Origin of the sequence: Rufibacter roseus, from assembly GCF_001647285.1 — a bacterium.
GTDB classification, from domain to species: Bacteria; Bacteroidota; Bacteroidia; order Cytophagales; family Hymenobacteraceae; genus Nibribacter; species Nibribacter roseus.
Genome location: NZ_LRML01000004.1, coordinates 214,041 through 234,575 on the forward strand (window position 1 = coordinate 214,041; position 20,535 = coordinate 234,575).

Genomic DNA, 20,535 nt, shown 5'->3' on the forward strand with positions numbered 1-20,535 from the left:
AATCAGGCCAAACCTAACATTGCACGGCAGCGGAATTACCAGTTCTGCCGTAGAACAGTTCAAGCAAAAAGCTATATTTACCCAAACAACCGTTAGCGTTTGTATGACTGACACTTCCTCTTCAGAGGCACTATTCCCTGAGTTCGGGCCGGTAACGGCAGAGCAATGGGCTGCCAAGATAAAACAAGACCTAAAAGGCGCCGACCCAAATGACCTGCACTGGCAGAGTTATGAAGGAATTGTCGTGGCTCCTTTTTATACGAAAGATAATCGCCCAGCTGATGCCGCCTTCTACACCGCGCCCGGACAGTACCCTTACCTGCGCACGCCCAAAACAAACCAAAATAACTGGCTGAACTACCAGGTGATCAGAGTATCTGGCAAGGGCAGAGAGGCCGTTGACAAAGCCGTAGAGGTGCTAAGAAAAGGAGCAGATGGCATTCATTTCATATTGGAGCAAGGCTATGATTTTGATACAGTTTACCTCATTGAGCAAATAGACCTGACACAGGTGCCGGTGGCCTACACTGTTTCTACCGAAGCGGCCAATTTTCTGCATCACCTACTCGCAGGGCTCACCCGCAAAAAAGTTAACCTGAACCAGTTACAGGGATTTCTGAAGTGTTCGCCTATATTGTCTTCAGAGAATTATAAGCAGCTGGACATGGAGCACGTGCAGCACCTAATGGAACAGACCTTAGACTCTCCTAATTTTTACGCCCTCACCATTAATGGCTCTCACTTCAGCAACAAAGGAGCTACGCTGGTGCAGGAAGTGGCAATCACTCTATCTATTGCGGTTTGCTACACTAATGGTCTTAACTGTGACATTCTGCCCGTAGAGCGAATTTTCCAGAACATGCAATTTCACCTGGCCGTAGGCACCAACTACTTCTTCGAGATTGCCAAGTTCAGAGCGGTACGGCTGCTGTGGGCGAAAATAGTGGAAGCCTTTGGCGCTCCTGCTAGTGTTGCCGGTGCCTTGAGTATTCATGCCTCCACATCGCGCTGGCACCAGACAACTTTGGACCCGCACACTAATTTGCTTCGGCACACCACTGAGGTAATGAGCGCAGTGATTGGCGGAGTGAACTCCGTGGAAGTGGAGCCGTTTGACAGCACTTTCCGGAAGGCCAATGACTTTAGCGAGCGTATCGCCCGTAACATTCCCATCATTCTGAAAGAAGAAGCTTATCTAGACCAGGCCATTGACCCAGCAGCCGGCTCTTATTACCTGGAATACCTTACCCAGCAAATCGCTGAGAAAGCTTGGGCATTGTTTCAGGACATAGAGAGCAGGGGTGGTTTCATTCCGGCTTCTAATACAGGTTATATCAACAACCTGATAAAAGAGGCCAGCAGTCAAAAATTCAAAGACATTGCCTCGGGCAAAGAAGTGATATTGGGCACGAACAAATACCCCAACCCCAACGAAAAGCATGATTTTGACCCTGAGGATCTGATTCAGAGCAAACAATTCGACAACACCCGCGCCGCCTACTCCTATGAAGTCATGCGCCTGGCCACGGAACTGCATTACCGCAAGAAAAACCGTCGTCCGCACGCGCTGGTGGTGCATATTGGAAACGCCCTTCAGGAACATATACACGCTTCGTTTGCGCGGGAGTTCTTTACCTGCTCCGGCTTCACCACGCAGGTGCTCAAGTTCGATACCCCTTCAGCTGCTTTGGGTGCCGTGAAAGAGATGGATGTGCAGGTAATTGTGATGGCCGCCCCAGAAAATGAGTTCGACAAATTCGCCGAAGCTTTTGCCACTGGCATGCGCGCCCAACATCGGCAAGGCCCCGCCCTGATTTTAGCCGATGACCCATTGCACCTGAAAGATGAGCTCCGCGCCCACGGTTTTGACGAGTTTCTATTTCAGGGTTGTGATACAGTAGAGATCATTGCCCGCATTCAGGAACGGCTAATGTAGCGCGCTGCGCGCGCCAGTCCTGAGTCCTGAATTCTGAGTCTAGCGTTATTCTCCTTTAGGTCATCCCGAGTGTAACCGAGGGATCTAACGAAGAAGTTTTACAGAAGAATTATAGTAAGATTCTCCGTCTGCACTCAGAAGGACAACTAAGAACACCTATACCCGCCACCAAATTCTTCTAAGATAACAGTGGAGGGGAAAACGGCGAAAGCAAGTGCAAATGAATGAACGGTGCAGTATTAAGAATAGAAACCAGATGCCATTGCAGGATAGTCTTTTGTCTTGCGTCTAACATCTAACGTCTAAAAAAATGAAACCAGATTTCACCAAAATACCATTTACGTTTTCGGGCTCTTTTCCGGAAAACAAGCCAAAAACGGAGCGGAAAACCTGGAAGACGGCTGAGCGCCTGCCGCTGCAGAACTTCTACACCAAAGAAGACACTGAAAAGTTTGAGCATCTGGACTTCGCTGCTGGCATACCTCCTTATTTGCGGGGTCCGTACAGCACCATGTACGTGAAGAACCCATGGACGATCAGGCAGTATGCCGGCTTTAGCACGGCCGAAGAATCAAACGCTTTTTACCGCCGCAACCTGGCCGCCGGTCAGAAAGGGCTATCGGTGGCGTTTGACTTAGCTACGCACCGGGGCTACGACTCTGATCACCCACGCGTGGTTGGTGACGTAGGCAAGGCTGGTGTAGCCATTGATTCTATTCTGGACATGAAGATTCTGTTCGACCAGATTCCGCTGGACCAGATGAGCGTGTCTATGACCATGAACGGTGCAGTGTTACCCATTCTGGCCTTTTATATTGTGGCGGCTGAGGAGCAGGGTGTGAAGCCGGAGCAGCTGAGCGGCACCATCCAGAACGACATTTTAAAAGAGTTCATGGTGCGCAACACGTACATTTATCCGCCGGAGCCCAGCATGCGGATTATCGCTGATATTTTTGCGTACACCTCCAGGCACATGCCCAAGTTCAACTCCATCAGCATCTCTGGCTACCACATGCAAGAAGCCGGCGCCACCGCCGATATTGAACTAGCCTACACCCTAGCCGATGGGTTGGAATACGTGCGCACAGGTCTGGCCGCAGGCATGGACATTGACACGTTCGCTCCTAGGCTGTCGTTTTTCTGGGCCATTGGCATGAACCATTTCATGGAAATTGCCAAGATGCGGGCGGCTCGTATGCTCTGGGCCAAGATCATTAAGCAGTTCAACCCCAAGAGTGACAAATCGCTAGCCCTGCGCACGCACTGCCAAACATCTGGCTGGAGCTTAACCGAGCAGGACCCGTTCAACAACGTGGCCCGTACTACCGTGGAAGCCTTAGCCGCCGCCTTAGGCGGAACCCAAAGTCTGCACACCAATGCGCTGGATGAAGCTATAGCCTTACCAACCGATTTCTCCGCCCGCATTGCCCGCAACACCCAAATCTATCTGCAGCAGGAAACGCACATTACCAAAACTGCTGACCCTTGGGGCGGCTCTTATTACGTGGAGGCCCTCACCCATCAACTCGCACACCGCGCCTGGGATTTAATTCAGGAAGTGGAACGCTTAGGCGGCATGGCCAAAGCCATTGAAACTGGCTTGCCTAAAATGCGCATTGAGGAGGCCGCTGCCCGCCGTCAGGCACGTATTGACGCCGGTAAAGACGTAATTGTAGGCGTAAACAAATTCCGGCCGGAGCAGGAAGAGCAACTGGAAATCTTAGACATTGACAACACCGCCGTACGCGAAGCCCAGTTAGCCCGTTTGGCGCAACTCCGTGAGAACCGTGATGAAGCCGCTGTCTTTGCTGCCATGGATGCTCTCACACAAGCTGCTGAAACAGGCGAAGGCAACCTGCTGGAGCTAGCCGTAAATGCTGCTCGAGTGCGGTGCAGCCTCGGCGAGATATCTTATGCCTTGGAAAAAGTATACGGTCGCCACCGAGCCACTATCAGATCTATATCAGGCGTGTACAGTTCAGAAATATCAGACGATGAAAACTTCCGCAAAGCCCAGGAGCTAGCGGATCAGTTCGCGGCCCAGGAAGGCCGTCGCCCCCGCATTATGGTTGCCAAAATGGGCCAGGACGGCCATGACCGCGGCTCCAAAGTAATTGCCACCTCTTTCGCCGACCTCGGCTTTGACGTTGACTTGGGTCCACTTTTCCAAACTCCAGAGGAAGTAGCCCTTCAAGCCGCTGAAAACGATGTGCACGTGGTAGGCGTGAGCAGTCTGGCCGCCGGGCATAAAACCTTAATTCCACAGTTGATCGCTGAGCTGAAGAAGCTAGGCCGAGAAGACATAATGGTCATTGCCGGCGGCGTGATTCCGGCGCAGGACTACCAGTTTTTGTATGACGCTGGGGTAGCTGGGGTGTTTGGTCCAGGTACGGTCATCAGTGTGGCTGCTCAGGAGATTCTGGAGAAATTACTTAAAAGTTAACCCAAAGCTGGTTAAAAAGAAACGAGCTGCCGAGGGTTTGTAGACGCTCGGCAGCTCGTAAAGCCCCATGTATAATATCTAGCAGACACACAGCCATTTTTCGCCTCTTTCTCTGAAAACAAGGCTAAACCACCTCCCGGTTTAAACTTTTCGCACTTTAATTATCTTACCTTTTAAACCATTGACAGAAGTTATAGTCTAAAACGTGTAAATTCAACACCTAACACTACAACCCTTTTTAACAAACCAGCTTACACCTTATGAAGAAATTCATCTTGACCCTGGGGCTATGTGCGTCCTTTGCGGGCGTTGCCATGTCCCAGGGCCGAACACAACCCGCAGATTCTACCCGCCGGGTAGCCGGGACTGCCGGCATGAAAGGCAATGACACCAAAAACTCGAAGCCCAAAGCATATTCAGATGTCATCACTGACAAGGCTTTGTCTAAAACTGGCTTTTTCAATGTACACAAAGTAGAAGACAAGTACTTCTTTGAATTGGCTGACTCAGTACTGGGCCGTGAAATTCTGGTGGTAAACCGTATTTCTAAGGCCGGAGCTGAAGTTCGTTCAGCAGCAGGTTATGCCGGTGACCAGATAGGTTCTGCCGTAGTTATATTTGAGAAAGGTCCGGATGACCGTATTTTTATGCGGAAGGTTTCTTTTGATACCTATAGCCCAGACAGCACCGCGTCAATGTACCAGGCGGTGCAGCGCTCGAACGTACAAGCCATTGTGGCCGCGTTTGATATAGCCGCTTACGCTCCCAACGGAAAAGGAAGCGTAATTGACGTAACCAGCTACATTAAAGGCGAAAACGATGTTTTCTCGTTCAACTCTACTGCCGGCAAATCACGTTTCCGGTTAGGCAACTTTATTGGTGACCGCAGCTACATTCAAGATGTCCGCACGTTTCCGGCAAACGTTGAAATCTCTACTGTAAAAACGTACGTGCTCACCCCTCCTACTACTGGTGGCGGAAGCAGCTCCAGCGGTGGCGGCGGAAATAGCGCGCTTAACGGTTCTTCAACTATTGAAGTGAACTCTTCAATGGTAGTGTTGCCAAAAAAACCTATGCAACCCCGTTACTTTGACCCACGCGTAGGTTACTTCACTGTTGGTTATGTAGATTTTGACGCCAACCCACAGGGTGTGAAAGACATTAGAATGGTGAAGCGCTGGAGACTGGAGCCAAAGCCGAAAGACATGGCCAAGTACAAGCGCGGCGAATTGGTAGAACCAGCCAAACCAATTATTTTCTACATTGACCCTGCCACTCCTAAGAAATGGGTACCCTATCTGATTGCCGGAGTAAATGACTGGCAGAAAGCTTTTGAAAAGGCTGGTTTTAAAAACGCTGTGATTGGCAAAGTAGCCCCTACGCCTAAAGAAGATCCTACCTGGAGCTTGGAAGATGCCCGTCACTCCGCCATAGTATACAAACCTTCTGAGATTTCTAACGCCAGCGGTCCTAGCATTGCTGACCCACGTAGCGGCGAGATTCTGGAAAGCCACATTAACTGGTACCATAACGTGATGAAACTGGTGCGTGACTGGTACATGATTCAAGCATCAGCCGTTGACCCTAGAGCTCGCCAAATGCAATTCCCAGATGAGCTGATGGGCGATTTGATTCGCTTTGTTTCTTCGCACGAAGTTGGTCACACTTTGGGTCTGCGCCACAACTACGGCTCTAGCTCAACCGTGCCAGTTGAAAACCTGCGCAACAAAAAATGGGTGGAAGCCAATGGCCACACCCCGTCTATCATGGACTACGCCCGTTTCAACTACGTGGCTCAGCCAGAAGACAACATTTCTACCAAAGGTCTTTACCCAAGAATTGGTGATTATGACCTGTGGGCCATAGAGTGGGGCTACCGTGTACTTCCGCAAGCGGATAACGCGAAGGAGGAAGTTCCTATTCTGAATAAAATGACCATGGAAGCTCTGAAGAACCGTCGCAACTGGTTTGGTACGGAAACTAATCCAGACGACCCGCATTCTCAGAATGAAGACTTGGGTGATAACGCTATGCTGGCCAGTACCTACGGCATCAAAAACCTACAGCGTATTTTAGTGAAGTTACCCGAGTGGACCCGTGAAGAAAACCAGGGCTATGAGAACCTGCAGGGCATGTACAATCAGTTGACTGGCCAATTTAACCGTTACATGGGGCATGTAGCCAAAAACATTGGTGGTGTGTATGAAAACCCTAAAACGGTAGAGCAAGAGGGTTTTGTATATGAACGCACGCCAGCTGCTACCCAGAGAGAAGCCATGGCCTTCTTAGACAAACAACTTTTCACCACCCCTACCTGGCTCCTGAATGAGACAGTATTGAATAATACGGGGCAAAATCCGCTTACAGTGATTTCACGCAGCCAGCAGGCTGTTCTGAACCGTTTGGTGAGTGGCAACACCATCAACAAATTAGTAGTAGGTGAGGCTATAGATGGTACCAAGGCGTACAAAGTGACCGATTTATTTGGTGACCTGAATAACATTATTTTCAGGGAAGCAAAAGACAATCAGCCAATTGATGTTTACCGCCGCAATCTACAGAAGATTTATGTGGAACAGTTAATTGAGCTGGCAAGACCTTCAGAAAGCGCTTCTTCCCAAACTACCACCACCAGAAGAAGCACTCCTACCGTGAATTACCAGCAAACCGATGTAACTTCTGTGGCCAAAGCCCAATTGCGCAACATCAACAGAATGATTAAAGGGTCAGCGAACAGCAACTCTGATACTCTGAGCGATTATCATCTACTAGACTTATTAGACCGCATTGATGAAGCCTTGAACCCAAGAGGCTAAGCTTAGATAAATTTAATTGGAGAAAAAGCTGTCCTACTTAACTAGGGCAGCTTTTTTTTATTCACCTCCCCCACTTAATAATTTTCAGCATTCATAATTGACTGGTGCCTACCACTCCAGCTTCTGCTATTAGAATCTGTTCTTTGAAAGGAGCATGAGGGTAGGATTCTTCATGAGTCATAAAGGCGCTGAGCTGAAAGGCTATTGATTCTGGCTCAAAAACATCATGTTGCAAAGCATAAAAAAAAGCACTTTTTGACTGTTTCAGCACAAAACCAGACTCTTCAATATGTTACAAAACAACTTAAAAACAGTATTTTTTTTCAACATTTCATTCCTTCGGCAACAAACATTACCTATAAAATAAAACACAATCACCTGTATATCAGCAAACTAATTAATTAATATTCAACAACATCAACTGTTACAAATGTCTTCACACATTCCTTTTTATCGCTGTTAATTCTTCCGAAATTTCATACATAAACCTATCCTACTAAACCCATCATGAAAAGAAAAATTATAGTTGGAGCCACCTGCTTACTGTTGTTAAGCAGTGTGACTCGATTGTCTGACAGCCCACAAAGGGTTAAAAATGCATTCTCCCACATCAGAATTGATCTTGCCTTGCCTGATTCAATGGGAACCGCTAAAAACTTGTGCGCCTTGTTAGCTATACACCTGTACTAGCACTACTCTTTTGAGCTGTATGTGAATTTGGCCTAATCTTTGAATTCTTCTGACAGGATCTTTTGTTCTGTTAGCGATGAAGAAGTTTGTGAAAAAATTCCTGGCCCTGTCTGTAAGTCTGATTTCTTTTTCCGCATTGGCGCAGAAGGAAGCAACAACGTGGTATTTTGGAAGAAATGCCGGCCTGTCCTTTTCTCAATCAACTGAACCAACTCCGATAAAGAACGGAAGGCTTTTCAGTGAGGAAGGGAGCGCGGTGGTGTCAGATGCCAGCGGGAATTTGCTGTTCTATTCCAACGGCATGCAGGTATGGAACAAGAATCACCAGCTTATGGCTAACGGCACTGAGTTGAAAGGGCATGAATCTGCAACTCAATCTTCTCTTATTCTCCTGAAGCCTGGCTCTTCTACCATTTACTATCTGTTCACAACTGATTTTCAAGGGCAGGACCATGGGCTGCAGTACCACCTCATAGACATGAGCAAAAACGGAGGATTGGGAGAAGTCATTTCCAAAAACAACCTGGTGTTTGCGCCAGTTACTGAAAAGTTAACCGCTGTACGGCACCGCAACGGCCGCGACTTCTGGATTGTTACCCACCGCTGGAACAGCACGCTTTTCTATGCCTATTTACTTTCGCCTTCTGGCATTACCTTCAGTCCGGTAGAAAGCAATGTAGGCAGCATGCATACCGGAGACAACGGCGGCACTATTGGATATTTGAAAGCATCGGTGGCTGGGAATAAGTTAGCCATGGCTACCTGGGCGCCCGTGAACAAGCTGGAGCTATTCGATTTCAACAATGCCACTGGCCAGGTTACAAACGCAGTAGATTTAGGCCAGTTTGAGGAAGCATATGGCGTTGAGTTCTCTCCGGATGGCAGCAAACTATATGGCTCCAGAAATGGCAAGAATGGCAGGGAGGCTCGTATTTTTCAATTCGACTTGTCTTCTGGATCACCTGAAACCATTGTGGCCTCTGGCCAAGTAGTAGCGAAAAGCATGAGTTCGAAATTTGGAGCGTTGCAGTTGGCTCCTGATGGTCGTATTTATGTAGCCCGGAACGGCAGTTCATACTTGGGCGTTATCAGAAGCCCTAATGAGTTGGGCAACCTCAGCAACTACAAAGACAACGGCATTTCCTTAGGTACCCAGCGGAGTGAATTTGGCTTACCAAACTTCCCTTCCTTCTACTTCCAAAACCTTACCGCACCAACTGGCTTTGTGGTACACCAGAAATAATTCTGTTTTTCACCTGATTTTCAGAAAACACCCCTAAAACGGCACCTCCCGCTATTGCAGCGGGAGGCGCCGTTTTCTATTTTAGGGCATGCAACTTTCTTCCTATTCTCAGGCGGTAACAGATTATATTCAGCAACATGAGGGTTGGCAAAGAGATATGTTGCTGCGGTTACGGCTATTTATTTTAAGCCAGGGCCCACAAATGCAGGAGCAGTTTAAATATGGTGGCGCCTTTTACTACTGCTTCGGTATGGTATGTTATTTAGCCCCGCAGAAAGACCATGTGTACATTGGTTTTGTAGAAGGAGTGCATTTGAGCAATGAACAAAAGTTGTTCGCAGAACCAGACACCAAACAGATCAGAAAAGTCAGAATTTATCCTGACAAAGCTTTTCCGGCTGAGGCGTTGCATGATTTGCTTCAGGAGGCTATTCTTTTTAATGAGCTGAAAATGCAGAATAAGAAAACTAAATCTCGGGTAAGGGATAAGTGAAAGCCGTATTACCAACGGAAACATGTGTATTTTTAGCCTACTTTTCAGAAAACAAGCCTAAAACAAGTGCCTAAACGCTTTACACCAGATGAGTATGCCGCCGGAGTTTTGTCTGGTAACCGTGTTCTATTGAGCCGGGCCATTACTTTGGTGGAAAGCACTTTACCATTTGATCAGGATCTGGCACACCAGGTAATGGAGCAAATTATGCCTCAAACAGGCAACTCCGTCCGGATTGGCATAACTGGCGTGCCAGGAGTGGGCAAGAGCACGTTTATTGAAGCCTTCGGAAACTACCTGCTGGAGCAGCAGGATAAGAAACTGGCTGTGCTTGCCATTGACCCCACCAGCCAACGCACCGGGGGCAGCATTTTAGGCGACAAGACCCGCATGGAAACGCTGGCCGCAAATTCTAAGGCTTTCATCAGGCCTTCTCCAGCGGGCAAAACATTGGGCGGTGTGGCCCGCAGCACCCGTGAAAGCATTCTACTTTGTGAAGCCGCCGGTTTTAATGTCATTTTTGTAGAGACGGTAGGCGTAGGACAATCTGAAACGGCCGTACATGAAATGGTTGACTTCTTTTTGTTACTGATGCTGGCCGGTGCAGGTGATGAACTACAGGGTATAAAAAAAGGCATCATGGAAATGGCCGATGCCATTGCCATTACCAAAGCCGACGGAGATAATATACCAAAAGCCATCAGTGCACAGGCTGAATATCAGAGCGCGCTGCATTTGTTTCCGGTAAACCCCTCCACCTGGAGCCCCACCGTAAGCGTTTGCTCTGCCTATGACAAAACTGGGCTTGACGCAATCTGGCAATCAGTGACGGAGTATGTGCAGCTCACCCAAAAGAACGGTTATTTCCAGCAGCGCAGGCAAGAGCAGAATTTACACTGGCTAAAACAGAGCATCAGGCAAAGCCTGGAAGAGCGGTTTTACCAAAATGAAGATGTCAAAAAACAGTGGGCTACCATCTCAAAGCAGGTTTCAGAAGGAAGTAAGTCTCCTTTTGCCGCCGCCGCCGAGCTTTTGCAGCATCTTCCATAGGTCTGGCTACTACAGCCCACAAGAGCTCTCACGCTAAATATTTTCTTCCCTTCCTCATCTCTACAAAGCTCTGATCTACTTTTCACCCCATCCAGACCAGCGTTAAAACCACTTTCAAGGCCATTTCAGCCTATTTTAAAACTTTTTAAAAATATTTAAAACAACAATAGGGGTAAAATATCCTATTTATGTCTTTAACACAGAACTTAGCTAAGAAAGAATTATAGTTACACTTAAAATCAAATAATCAAATTTAATATAAACATCATACAACCTTTACATCAATTATATCATCTTATGATGAAAGAACTGCTATAAAGGTGAAACCACAGAACCTAATGTAAAACCAGAGGATCTACTTCATCTATTGGCAAGAACTAATTTATTTACAATTTAAGTAAACCCCTAAACAGTTTCAAACTTACTATTATGCGTTCATTCGTCATCGCTTTGCTTTTGTGTGCCCTTACTTTTGGCACTAAGTCTTTCGCCCAGAACAATACCCAGGTTTTTACAAAGGCACAGAACTTCTGGAAACAGTTCTCCTTGAAGAGAGACCGTACTCAGGCTCAGCAATTCAAGAATTTTGACTCTGCAGAAGAAGCAGCCAAACGTTTACTCACCAGCAGAAACAAACCAAGAGCTGCCAACGCTAGGTACACCCCAGAGTGGTGTTATACTGAAGGAAAGATAAGTGTTCTAAAAGATGGAGTACAAAAGCATTATCTAGAGCGCTATGAGTATCTAACGGAATATGATTTCACCATTACTTATGATGAGGTCACCGCAGACGGCCAGTTTATAGCCGAGGTAAGAAAAGGAATGGGCTCACTCAGCCCTGAAGACATCCTGGTGATTTTCATATCTGAAAAAGTAGGATCAGAATGGAAAGACCTGTCTTATTATGAAGGCTTCTGGGATTCTGATCTGGACATGTTCCAGCCGTTGGTTATAAAAGACTTCAACAGGTATTCTAATGATACCAGAACTGGCGTAGATGTCACAACCTACAAGTTCTACTATGATGCTTCTAATCCACTAGAATATGAAATAACCTCTGAAGATGACGCCAAAGTTGGTAACATAGATTATTATGACGGTGTGTGGATTAAAGGATTCAGAAATGGCGGGTACCTGTCACTGAGATCTGGCCAGAAAGGCACTTGGGAAGATGATGAAAAACTAGAGGTGACTCAAGTAAACAACCGCAGAGAGTCCATGCACTTTATTTCAATGGGCCCTAACTACTGGGTGCCTGTTACCCAAACCATTACCACTTACAACGCCCAAAATGAGGTACAGGAGGAAGTAAAGAAAGAGAATGACGGTACGGGTATCAACAATTCAGAGCGCAGTCTGTACATCTATGAGAACGGCCGTTTAGTGAGAATAGAGAATTATATGGCCGACATTGAAGACAACTCAGTTTGGAATTACCTGTCTAACACTGTCTTGACCTACAACACCGCCAACCAGCTGGAAGAAAAGGTAGAGAACAGACGCTTTTATGAAGGCGGGAACCTGGACCCTTATAAAAAAGAAACCTATGCTTACTATGGCAACGGTCACGAGTTTGCAGGAAAAGTTTCTGTGAAAGCTAGTTTCTTAGCCGATGGAAGCGGCGGCTGGATTTCTGATTCAAGAACCAGCTACACTTACACACCCAGTGGCAACTACACTTCTTTTGAAACAGAAAACTTTGTGGGTAATGCCTGGATACCAAGCCGTAGAGTAGTGTATGAAGAAGAAGGAGACGAAAAATTAACCTTTCAATCTGATGTGATTTTTGTAAACGGTGTAGCGCAAATGGCTAACATTAAAGAAAGCGCCTACATACAATGCTCTACAGTTCTAAGCTCTCCGGACGAGGCTCTAGATTTGCAAAAGCCAACCGTAAGCGCCTGGCCAAATCCGTTCACGTCTGAACTCACCCTGAAGGTAGAACTGACCAAAGCAACTGATGTAGCCGTGAAAATAGTATCTCAGGTAGGACAAACGGTTAAAACCTACCCTACCCGCAAACTTACCCAAGGCGTACACGAACTGAGCCTTAACCTTGAAACGATGACCGCCGGTGTTTACCTCTGCCACCTGCAAACCCAGGAAGGCGTACAGGTAGTCAGAATTGTGAAGAATTAACAGTAGCGTACCCCCGCACCAAGTAGAGCGGCCCTCCATTCATTTCAAACCTTGGAAGAGCAGACTTTTTTAGATCGTTGAAATAAGACAAATTGGTATAATTAATTGTAGGGCCGCCTGCCGTTTTGGGCTTGTTTTCTTAAAAACAAGCCCAAAACAAAATTGAACTAATTTCTTTTATTCAATTGAACATTTTATAAACAGCGAAAAAACATCTCTATTATTTTAGACTTGCTGACATCCTGCAAGTACCTAAAATGATCAAGCGCTGACATTGTATATTTTCAATCTATCTGAAAAGCTGGCCCAAAGCCAGCTTTTTGTTTTTACCCTGATTTCCAGAAAACAAGGTTAAAACAGCACCAGCACATTATTTCTTCTAAAAATTTCACTATTGGTTTGAAAAGTTGGCAGAATCTGTGGTACTTAAGGGAGTATTTCACTCTCAATATTTAATATGCAATCAAAACTTACCCTCACCCGCCGGCTGGTAGCTGTGTTGTTGCTGTTGGTGTACCTTTTACCGGCCGTTCCTTCTGTGGCCGCTACTCCTGCCCCTTCTACCCTAGAGCAGGCCTGGCAAAAGTTTCATGAGAACCAGCGGACTGAGGCGCGGGAACTATTTAAAAAAGCTACTGCTGATCCTGCCACCAAGGCGGAGGCGCACCTGGGCCTGTCGCTTTTGGCCAGCCAAGACAAAACTTCAGCTGAGGCTTTTCAAGAGTTTCTGAACTTTTACAAAACATCGCCCGAACCCACTCCATATCTGTATGCACTGTGGTCAACGTCTTCTGTCATGGGGGGCAGCGGTAAGAAGTCTGCGGCACAGTTGGCTTTTCTAAAGCAATTGATTGATGACCCTAAGCTGGAAGGCACACTCAAAGCCATGGCTTATTCAATATTAGGCAGCCACTATGAGAGCAGTAACCAAATGGCGGCTGCGCATGAAACTTACGCTAAAATAGGAGCCCTTGATAAGTGGCAAATGGCGGGCGAGTTTGAGAACATGTCTGGCAGTGGCTTTGGGAAAGATTTTGGCCCCCTGGGCAAACCTGAGGCCAATGCCTCTTTTGTAAACAAGCACGGTGCCACTGTTACCTGGTTTACGCCACCAGCCACTCGCTCAGACCGCTGGATTGATTTCACCTATCACTTCTACCACAGTGATGCCGTGATTTATGCACAAACCTTTGTCAACAGCCCCAAAGAACAAAATGCCCAGCTACGTTTAGGTGTTTCTGGCTCACTGAAAGCCTGGGTAAACGACCGCTTGGTTTTTGCCGATGACATAGAACGAAACAACGACTTAGATACGTACCTCACGCCGGTGACCTTGAAAAAAGGCTACAACCGTGTTCTGATTCAGGTGGGGGAAAGCTATGCCGACCGCTCTAATTTCATGGCCCGCCTAACCGATGAAAAAGGCAATCCCTTACAAGGTCTTACCGCCACTACAGCCACTCAGGCTTACTCTAAAGACAATGGTCCCACCCCTGCCCCCATCACGCTGCCTTATGAGGTCTATTTTCAGGACCTGGTAAAGAAAAATCCGTCGCAGACGTTACCCTTGTTGCTATTAGCACAGACGTACCTGCGCAACGACAAAACCTTTGAGGCCCGTCAAATTTACCGCACGGCCCAGAAGCAACTTCCTAACAGCAGCTACGTGGTGATGCAGCAACTGGAAGCTTATGGCCGCGAAGATAACCGCACCTCTCTTACTACCGCTCTGGAATGGTTGAAAGAGCATGACTCTCAGTTACCTTACTCCCTGAACTTGCTGTTTGAAGAAGAAGTAGAGAAAGAGAACTATACCAAAGCATTGGAAATGCTGGACCAAATGGAACGCCAGCAAGGTGCCAATGAGTCTACTTTAGCCAAACGCATAGGAGTACTTTCTAAAAAAGAGCAATACAACGAGGTCATTCAGTTGGCGGAGAAAGGGTACTCTGCCTACCCAGAGAATTCCACGTTCATGGAGCTCAAATACATGATTGAAAAGAACGTGAACAAAAACCAGAAGAACGCCGCCAATGTGCTCAAAAAGTACCTGAAAGCCAATCGGTCTTATGGAGTTTCACAGCGTCTGGCTTCAATTTACTTTGACAAAGGCGACATGAACAATGGCCTTAAGCTGTATCAGGAGTATATAAAACAGGAGCCCGCCGCAGTAGGTATTCAGCACAACATTGCCGGAATCTACAACCAAGCGCAAAACTACCGCATGGCCGAAGAGGCTTACCGCAAAACCTTGGAACTGGCTCCTTTTATTGGCACCTATTGGGCAGACTTGGCTAAATCATTGAGTGCCCAGCAGAAAAAAGAAGAAGCCATGTCGGCTTACCGCAAGGCAATTCAGTTAGATCCTACTGATTACAAGAGCCTGAAAGAACTTCGTCAGCTGGAAAACAAAAAGGAAGTGTTCAGCTACTTTAACCAGCCAGATGTGTACGCGCTTATCAAAAATGCACCGGGCGCATCTGAATACCCTGAGCACAGTAGCGTCATTTTGCTGGATGAAGTACAGAAGGTGGTGTACAAAGGCGGTGCTTCTGAAGAAAAACGCACTATGGTAGTAAAAACCTTTAACCAGCAAGGCGTTGAACACTGGAAAGAATACGGCATTGGCTACCACAACATGCAGCGTTATTTGGTGGAGAAGGCCGAGGTGGTTAAGCAAAACGGTAGTAAAGTACCCGCCGAAGGAAACAATGGACAGTTAGTGTTCACTAACTTGGAACCAGGTGACGCCATTCATGTAACCTATAAACTAGAGAACCATTTGTTAGGCAAACTGGCTCCTCATTTCTGGGACCGTCAGTTCTTCACCCATTTCTTACCTTACAAAACAACCCGTTATAGCTTGTTGGTTGATCCGGAAGCAAAGTTCCAGTACCAGGTAACGCAGAAAAAACTGGAGCCTACCATAAAGAAAGGGCTTGACAATGAATTTGACTTGTATGTGTGGGAGCAAAAAGACCAGGCTGCACTGAAGAGCGAAGACAAAATGCCTGTACTGTCTGATGTGGGCCAAACACTGTACATCTCTTCTTTCCCAGACTGGAAATTCATCTCTAACTGGTATGCAGACCTGGCTGCCTCTAAAGCCCGTGGCGACTTTGAGGTAAAGCAAGCAGTAGAAGAAGTATTTGCAGGCAAAAAAGGCCTGACTCAATTGCAGAAAGCCCAGGCTATTTACAATTACATTACCACTAACATCACCTACAGTTCCATATCGTTCCGCCAAAGCGGTTTAGTACCTCAGAAGCCTTCACAAGTGCTCAACACTAAAATTGGCGACTGTAAAGATGTTTCTACCTTGTTTGTGGCCATGTGCCGCGAAGTAGGTGTACCGGCCCAACTGGTACTGGTGAACACCCGCGACAATGGCTACGACGACCTGGTGCTGCCTTCCATTGACTTTAACCATTGTATTGCCAAAGTAAATATTCCAGGTCAGGAGACGTATGTGGAGCTTACTTCTAACTTCTTGCCTTTTGGTAGCATGTACCAGAGCTCGCTACAGTCGGCTATTCTGGAGATAGATGATGAGCAAACGCCTGTGAGCCGTACGCTTACGCACCTGAACCCTAAAACCCGACCACAGAACGTAATTAGCCGCGTATCCAAGGTTTCACTTGTAGACAATGACCTGAACGTAGAAGAAGAATATTACCGTACCGGTGCCATGGCGGCCGATGCGAAATACCGCTACCGCGATGCGGGCCAGCAAGACCGTGAGCGCCAAATCACTGAGGCCTTTGGTTCTGCACTGGCTGGTTTCAAGCTGAATTCTTTGGTATTTAAAGGATTAGATGGGTTACAAGATACCGTGCAGTGCAAATTGACTTACCAAGTACCAGACGTGGTAACGCAGGTAGGTGGCATGTCTTTGTTCACACTGCCTTGGTTAAACAAAGCAACTGCTCAGGATTTCTCTTTCACTGAGAACCGCAACTCCATTATGGATCTGTCTCAGATGCTGTACGCCGACCATGACCGTTCCACCATCTCGCTTACCTTGCCTGCTAAAAAGGTGCTGGCAGAAGTGCCTCAGTCGGTAAACCTGAAATGCCAGGTGGCCGAATACTCCCTAACTTACAAAAGAGTGAACAACCAATTAGTTTTCACCAGAGAGCTGCGCTTCACCACAGATAAAATTCAACCTCAGCAAATGGCCGAGTTCCAGGCGTTTTACAAAAAAGTAATAGCCGCCGACGCTCGCCAACTGGCATTGAAATAGCCAACATTTCAAACAAACAAAAGCCCCGAAGCCAGTAGGTTTCGGGGCTTTTGTTTTTAACCTCTTTTTGAAAAAACAGGGCTAAAACGTAATACATACCTTGCAAGAAGGCACCAATAGAATCAGAAAAGCAATCAACAACTAACAATCATTAATTAACTTCTTGGGTGGAAGTCTTGGATCACCTGCTTGAGGTAGTCACGATCTAGGTGCGTGTATATTTCAGTGGTGGTGATGGATTCATGGCCTAACATTTCCTGAACGGCCCGTAAATCGGCACCGCCTTCAATTAAATGCGTGGCAAAAGAATGCCGGAATGTGTGCGGGCTAATGCTTTTCTCTAGTCCGGTTTTGGCCGCCAGATCTTTGATGATGTTAAAGATCATAACCCGGGTAAGGCTGGCACCGCGGCGGTTAAGGAAAACAAAATCTTCGTGGCCTTTCTTAATGGTTTGGTGCCGCCGCACACCATCTAAGTATACCCTAATGTACTTAAGTGCATCGCGGCCAATGGGTACCAGGCGCTCTTTGTTTCCTTTTCCGGTCACGCGTATAAAGCCTAAGTCTTCGTACAGATTGCTCAATTTCAGCTCAATCAGCTCAGACACCCGCAAACCAGAGCTGTACAAGGTTTCCAGCATAGCCTTGTTCCGCGTGCCTTCAGGAGTGCTCACGTCTATAGCTTCAAAAAGGGAAACTATCTCGTCGTAGCTGAGGGTATCAGGTAGTTTGCGCTGCAGTTTAGGGCCTTCAATGGTTTCTGTGGGGTCTGCATTGAGCAGGTCTTCCATGATCAGGAACTTGTAAAATGCCCTGATGCCTGAGATGGTGCGCGCCTGAGAGTGGGAGGTCATGCCCAAGCCGTTAATCCATTCCAGGAAACCCTGCAGATGGCTGGCTTCTACGTCAAGCGGATTTACTTTCTGACCAGTTGAATCAAAATACTGCACTAACTTTTTGACATCACGCAGATAGGCCTCTACGGAGTTGCCAGACAAGGATTTCTCTACCTGCAGGTATCCTTGAAATTGTTTAAGACTGTTAGACCAATTCATGGGGGAAGTGAAATGGGTGTTTTAAGATAAGCAACATGCTAAGGTTTCTGCCAGTAAAAGAGGCCTAAAAGTTTTATTCCGTACATTTAGCGCAGAATTGCTTTTTTAACCTCACCCTGACAGCAAGGCAGAAAGTTATTATGAAAATTTTAATACTCAACGGGCCTAACCTTAATTTATTGGGCAAACGCGAGAAATCTATCTATGGCTCAAGGTCTTTTGAAGATTACTATGAAAAAGACTTGGTTCCGGCCTTTCCTGATTTGGAGCTGGAGTATTTTCAATCAAACACTGAAGGCACTCTCATAGACAAATTACACGAGGTAGGTTTCCACTATCAGGGCATAGTTTTCAACGCCGGTGCCTACACCCACACCTCCTTGGCTTTAGCAGATGCCATTGCCGCCATTGAGGCACCTGTCATTGAGGTGCACATCTCTAATGTGTATGCCCGTGAGGCTACTCGCCACGCCACCTTCATTGGCGGCCGCTGCAAGGGCAGCATCAGCGGATTTGGGTTGGAAAGTTATCGGCTTGCCTTGCAGTACTTTGAGCGCCAGCGGCCAAATAAGGTTGGATTTAATTACACCAAAGCGTAACCCAACTGCGTTTTAAGGTGTACCACAAGTTCGCACCACACCTTCACTTTTCTGTTTCAGGCCTGTTTTTCTAAAACAAGCCCTAAAACGCGCACCCAAGTGCAGGAGGAGATTGATAAGCCGAACCAACACACCGCCACCTAAAGCCCTTTTACCCATGCTCAATTTTTATCCCGGCCCTTCAAAAGTTTATCCTGAGGTGAGAGATTACCTTGTGATGGCTTATGATGAGGGCATTCTGAGCATTCCGCACCGCAGTGACCGTTTTGTGCAGATGATGCGCGACTTAGTAGGTTTACTGCGCAAGAAACTGAACATACCCCAAGACTATTATATCTTCTTCACCTCTTCGGCCACAGAGTGCTGGGAAATTATTGCCCAAAGCCTTACTCCTAACAAAAGCATGCACGTGTATAACGGAGCGTTTGGTGAGAAATGGCTGGAGTATGCTAAAAAGCTTCGCCCTGATTCTTACGGGCAGTCATTTGAATTGAATGATGCGATAGATGCTCCTCTCTTGCCTGTAGAGGACCATACTGATGTGATTTGCGTAACCCAAAACGAGACCTCCAACGGTACGCAGGTCAACATGCAAACCCTGCTGAAGCTGCAGAATCAACACAAAGACCCGCTATTAGCCATTGACGCCACCTCCAGCATGGCCGGCCTGAACCTGAAGTTCATTCGGGCAGATATCTGGTTTGCCTCCGTGCAAAAGTGTTTCGGATTACCGGCTGGCATGGCCGTGATGGTCTGCTCTCCCCGCACCATGCAGCGGGCCAAGGCGCTCAATGACAAAAAGCATTACAACAGCCTGGTATACTTCTATGAGAAAATGCTCAATTACCAGACAGGCCACACCCCCAATGTGCTTAACCTGTACCTTATGCGGCAGGTTCTGGATAGAAAGCCTCTCATAAAGCAGGTAGACCAGATGTTGGTGGAAAGGGCGCAAGATCTGTATGCTTTTTTTGAAGAGTTCACAGATGTACAGCTGCTGGTAGAAAACCCTGAGGTGAGGTCACACACGGTGATAGCGTTGAAAGGTCCCGCCAAGCTTATTCAGGAAATAAAAAGGAACGCGGCCACCCAGGGTATTGCGTTGGGTAATGGGTACGGAAACTGGGCGAAGGACACCTTCCGGATTGCCAATTTTCCGGCCATTGTTGATGCCGAGTACGACGAGCTGAAAAATTTCTTCCGAAAGAACTACCAGTAAAGGTCACGTTTATTGCTTTAGCCAATCAACAGCCTCTGATTCAGATTCAAAATTGCGGGTATTAATGGTAAATTTGATTTCTTCTACCACCTCAGTGTAAACTGTCTGGGCAAATTCTTCCTGCTCCCCAAGTTCTTTAGGAGACATAAGCCTTGCTATTTTCTCCAGCCGGGTAGCGGCCATTGCCTTGCCTAATTTTTGAATCAGGTCTTTATAATCCTGACTATCTAAATCAATCTGGTAACTGCGGGAATCAACTAGCAGGCGCTTAATGTCATAGTGGTTAATGGTGTTAATGAGCTGCTGACAAGAATGATTCAGCTCCGCCATGGTGCCTTTTATCAAATCAGGCCACTTCACTGAAAGTATGTCTTTCGTTACTTCGTACTTTAATTCAACAAGGCGGTCTTGGTATAGCAGCATAAATATTTGATATCGTTTAACTAATGTAAGAATTAAAAAAGGCAAATCCTCTTGCCAATGTACAGAGTGTCAAATCTTTTTATTTAGTTAACATTCCCAAAGCCACCTAAGAAGCGTAATAAATGCACTGAAAACCAGATGCAGTTACATGCTGCTGCCAAAGTAAATTTGCTAGTTTTGCAGCTC

12 protein-coding genes are annotated in these 20,535 nt (G+C 46.8%); 10 read left to right on the top strand and 2 right to left on the bottom strand.

All coding sequences use genetic code 11. The features are described 5' to 3' along the window. Positions 1–103: 103 nt before the first annotated feature. From A8O23_RS07235 to A8O23_RS07275, 8 genes are all read left to right on the top strand, one after another. A complete protein-coding gene (locus tag A8O23_RS07235) occupies positions 104–1,936 on the top strand; it encodes a methylmalonyl-CoA mutase family protein (RefSeq protein WP_066619505.1) in 1,833 nt (610 codons plus the stop codon). 310 nt (positions 1,937–2,246) lie between these two features. After that, entirely contained in the window at positions 2,247–4,379 is a 2,133-nt protein-coding gene (gene scpA / locus A8O23_RS07240) for a methylmalonyl-CoA mutase (protein ID WP_074988336.1), read from the top strand. A 260-nt stretch (positions 4,380–4,639) separates the two neighbouring features. After that, the gene (locus A8O23_RS07245; RefSeq protein WP_066618824.1) at positions 4,640–7,195 is read left to right on the top strand and encodes a zinc-dependent metalloprotease; all 2,556 of its coding nucleotides are present in this window, start codon (positions 4,640–4,642) and stop codon (positions 7,193–7,195) included. Between the two features lie 766 nt (positions 7,196–7,961). Continuing rightward, the gene (locus A8O23_RS07255; protein WP_066618829.1) at positions 7,962–9,128 is read left to right on the top strand and encodes a YncE family protein; all 1,167 of its coding nucleotides are present in this window, start codon (positions 7,962–7,964) and stop codon (positions 9,126–9,128) included. Positions 9,129–9,216: 88 nt separating this feature from the next. Then, entirely contained in the window at positions 9,217–9,621 is a 405-nt protein-coding gene (locus A8O23_RS07260; RefSeq protein WP_066618831.1) for a DUF1801 domain-containing protein, read from the top strand. Between the two features lie 66 nt (positions 9,622–9,687). Next, a complete protein-coding gene (gene meaB, locus A8O23_RS07265; protein WP_066618833.1) occupies positions 9,688–10,671 on the top strand; it encodes a methylmalonyl Co-A mutase-associated GTPase MeaB in 984 nt (327 codons plus the stop codon). 429 nt (positions 10,672–11,100) lie between these two features. Further along, the gene (locus tag A8O23_RS07270; RefSeq protein ID WP_082882941.1) at positions 11,101–12,810 is read left to right on the top strand and encodes a T9SS type A sorting domain-containing protein; all 1,710 of its coding nucleotides are present in this window, start codon (positions 11,101–11,103) and stop codon (positions 12,808–12,810) included. Between the two features lie 457 nt (positions 12,811–13,267). Next, positions 13,268–17,053, top strand: coding sequence for a transglutaminase domain-containing protein (locus A8O23_RS07275; protein WP_066618836.1), 3,786 nt, complete (start codon positions 13,268–13,270; stop codon positions 17,051–17,053). Positions 17,054–17,208: 155 nt separating this feature from the next. Here A8O23_RS07275 and xerD read toward each other — a convergent pair whose 3' ends face one another. Then, positions 17,209–18,108 carry a site-specific tyrosine recombinase XerD gene (gene xerD, locus A8O23_RS07280; RefSeq protein ID WP_066618839.1) on the bottom strand — a complete coding sequence of 300 codons (900 nt, stop codon included), beginning with the start codon at positions 18,106–18,108 and terminating at the stop codon, positions 17,209–17,211. Positions 18,109–18,248: 140 nt separating this feature from the next. On the opposite strand from xerD, the gene aroQ reads away from it, so the two are divergent. Both aroQ and A8O23_RS07290 read left to right on the top strand, forming a co-directional pair. Beyond that, a complete protein-coding gene (gene aroQ, locus A8O23_RS07285; protein WP_066618841.1) occupies positions 18,249–18,707 on the top strand; it encodes a type II 3-dehydroquinate dehydratase in 459 nt (152 codons plus the stop codon). A 157-nt stretch (positions 18,708–18,864) separates the two neighbouring features. Continuing rightward, positions 18,865–19,926 (top strand): aminotransferase class V-fold PLP-dependent enzyme, encoded by a 1,062-nt coding sequence (locus tag A8O23_RS07290; RefSeq protein ID WP_066618844.1) that lies wholly within the window; start codon positions 18,865–18,867, stop codon positions 19,924–19,926. Between the two features lie 9 nt (positions 19,927–19,935). Here the strand turns inward: A8O23_RS07290 and A8O23_RS07295 are convergent, their stop codons facing one another. Continuing rightward, positions 19,936–20,349, bottom strand: a complete 414-nt coding sequence (locus tag A8O23_RS07295) for a hypothetical protein (protein WP_066618847.1) — start codon at positions 20,347–20,349, stop codon at positions 19,936–19,938. Positions 20,350–20,535: the final 186 nt, after the last annotated feature.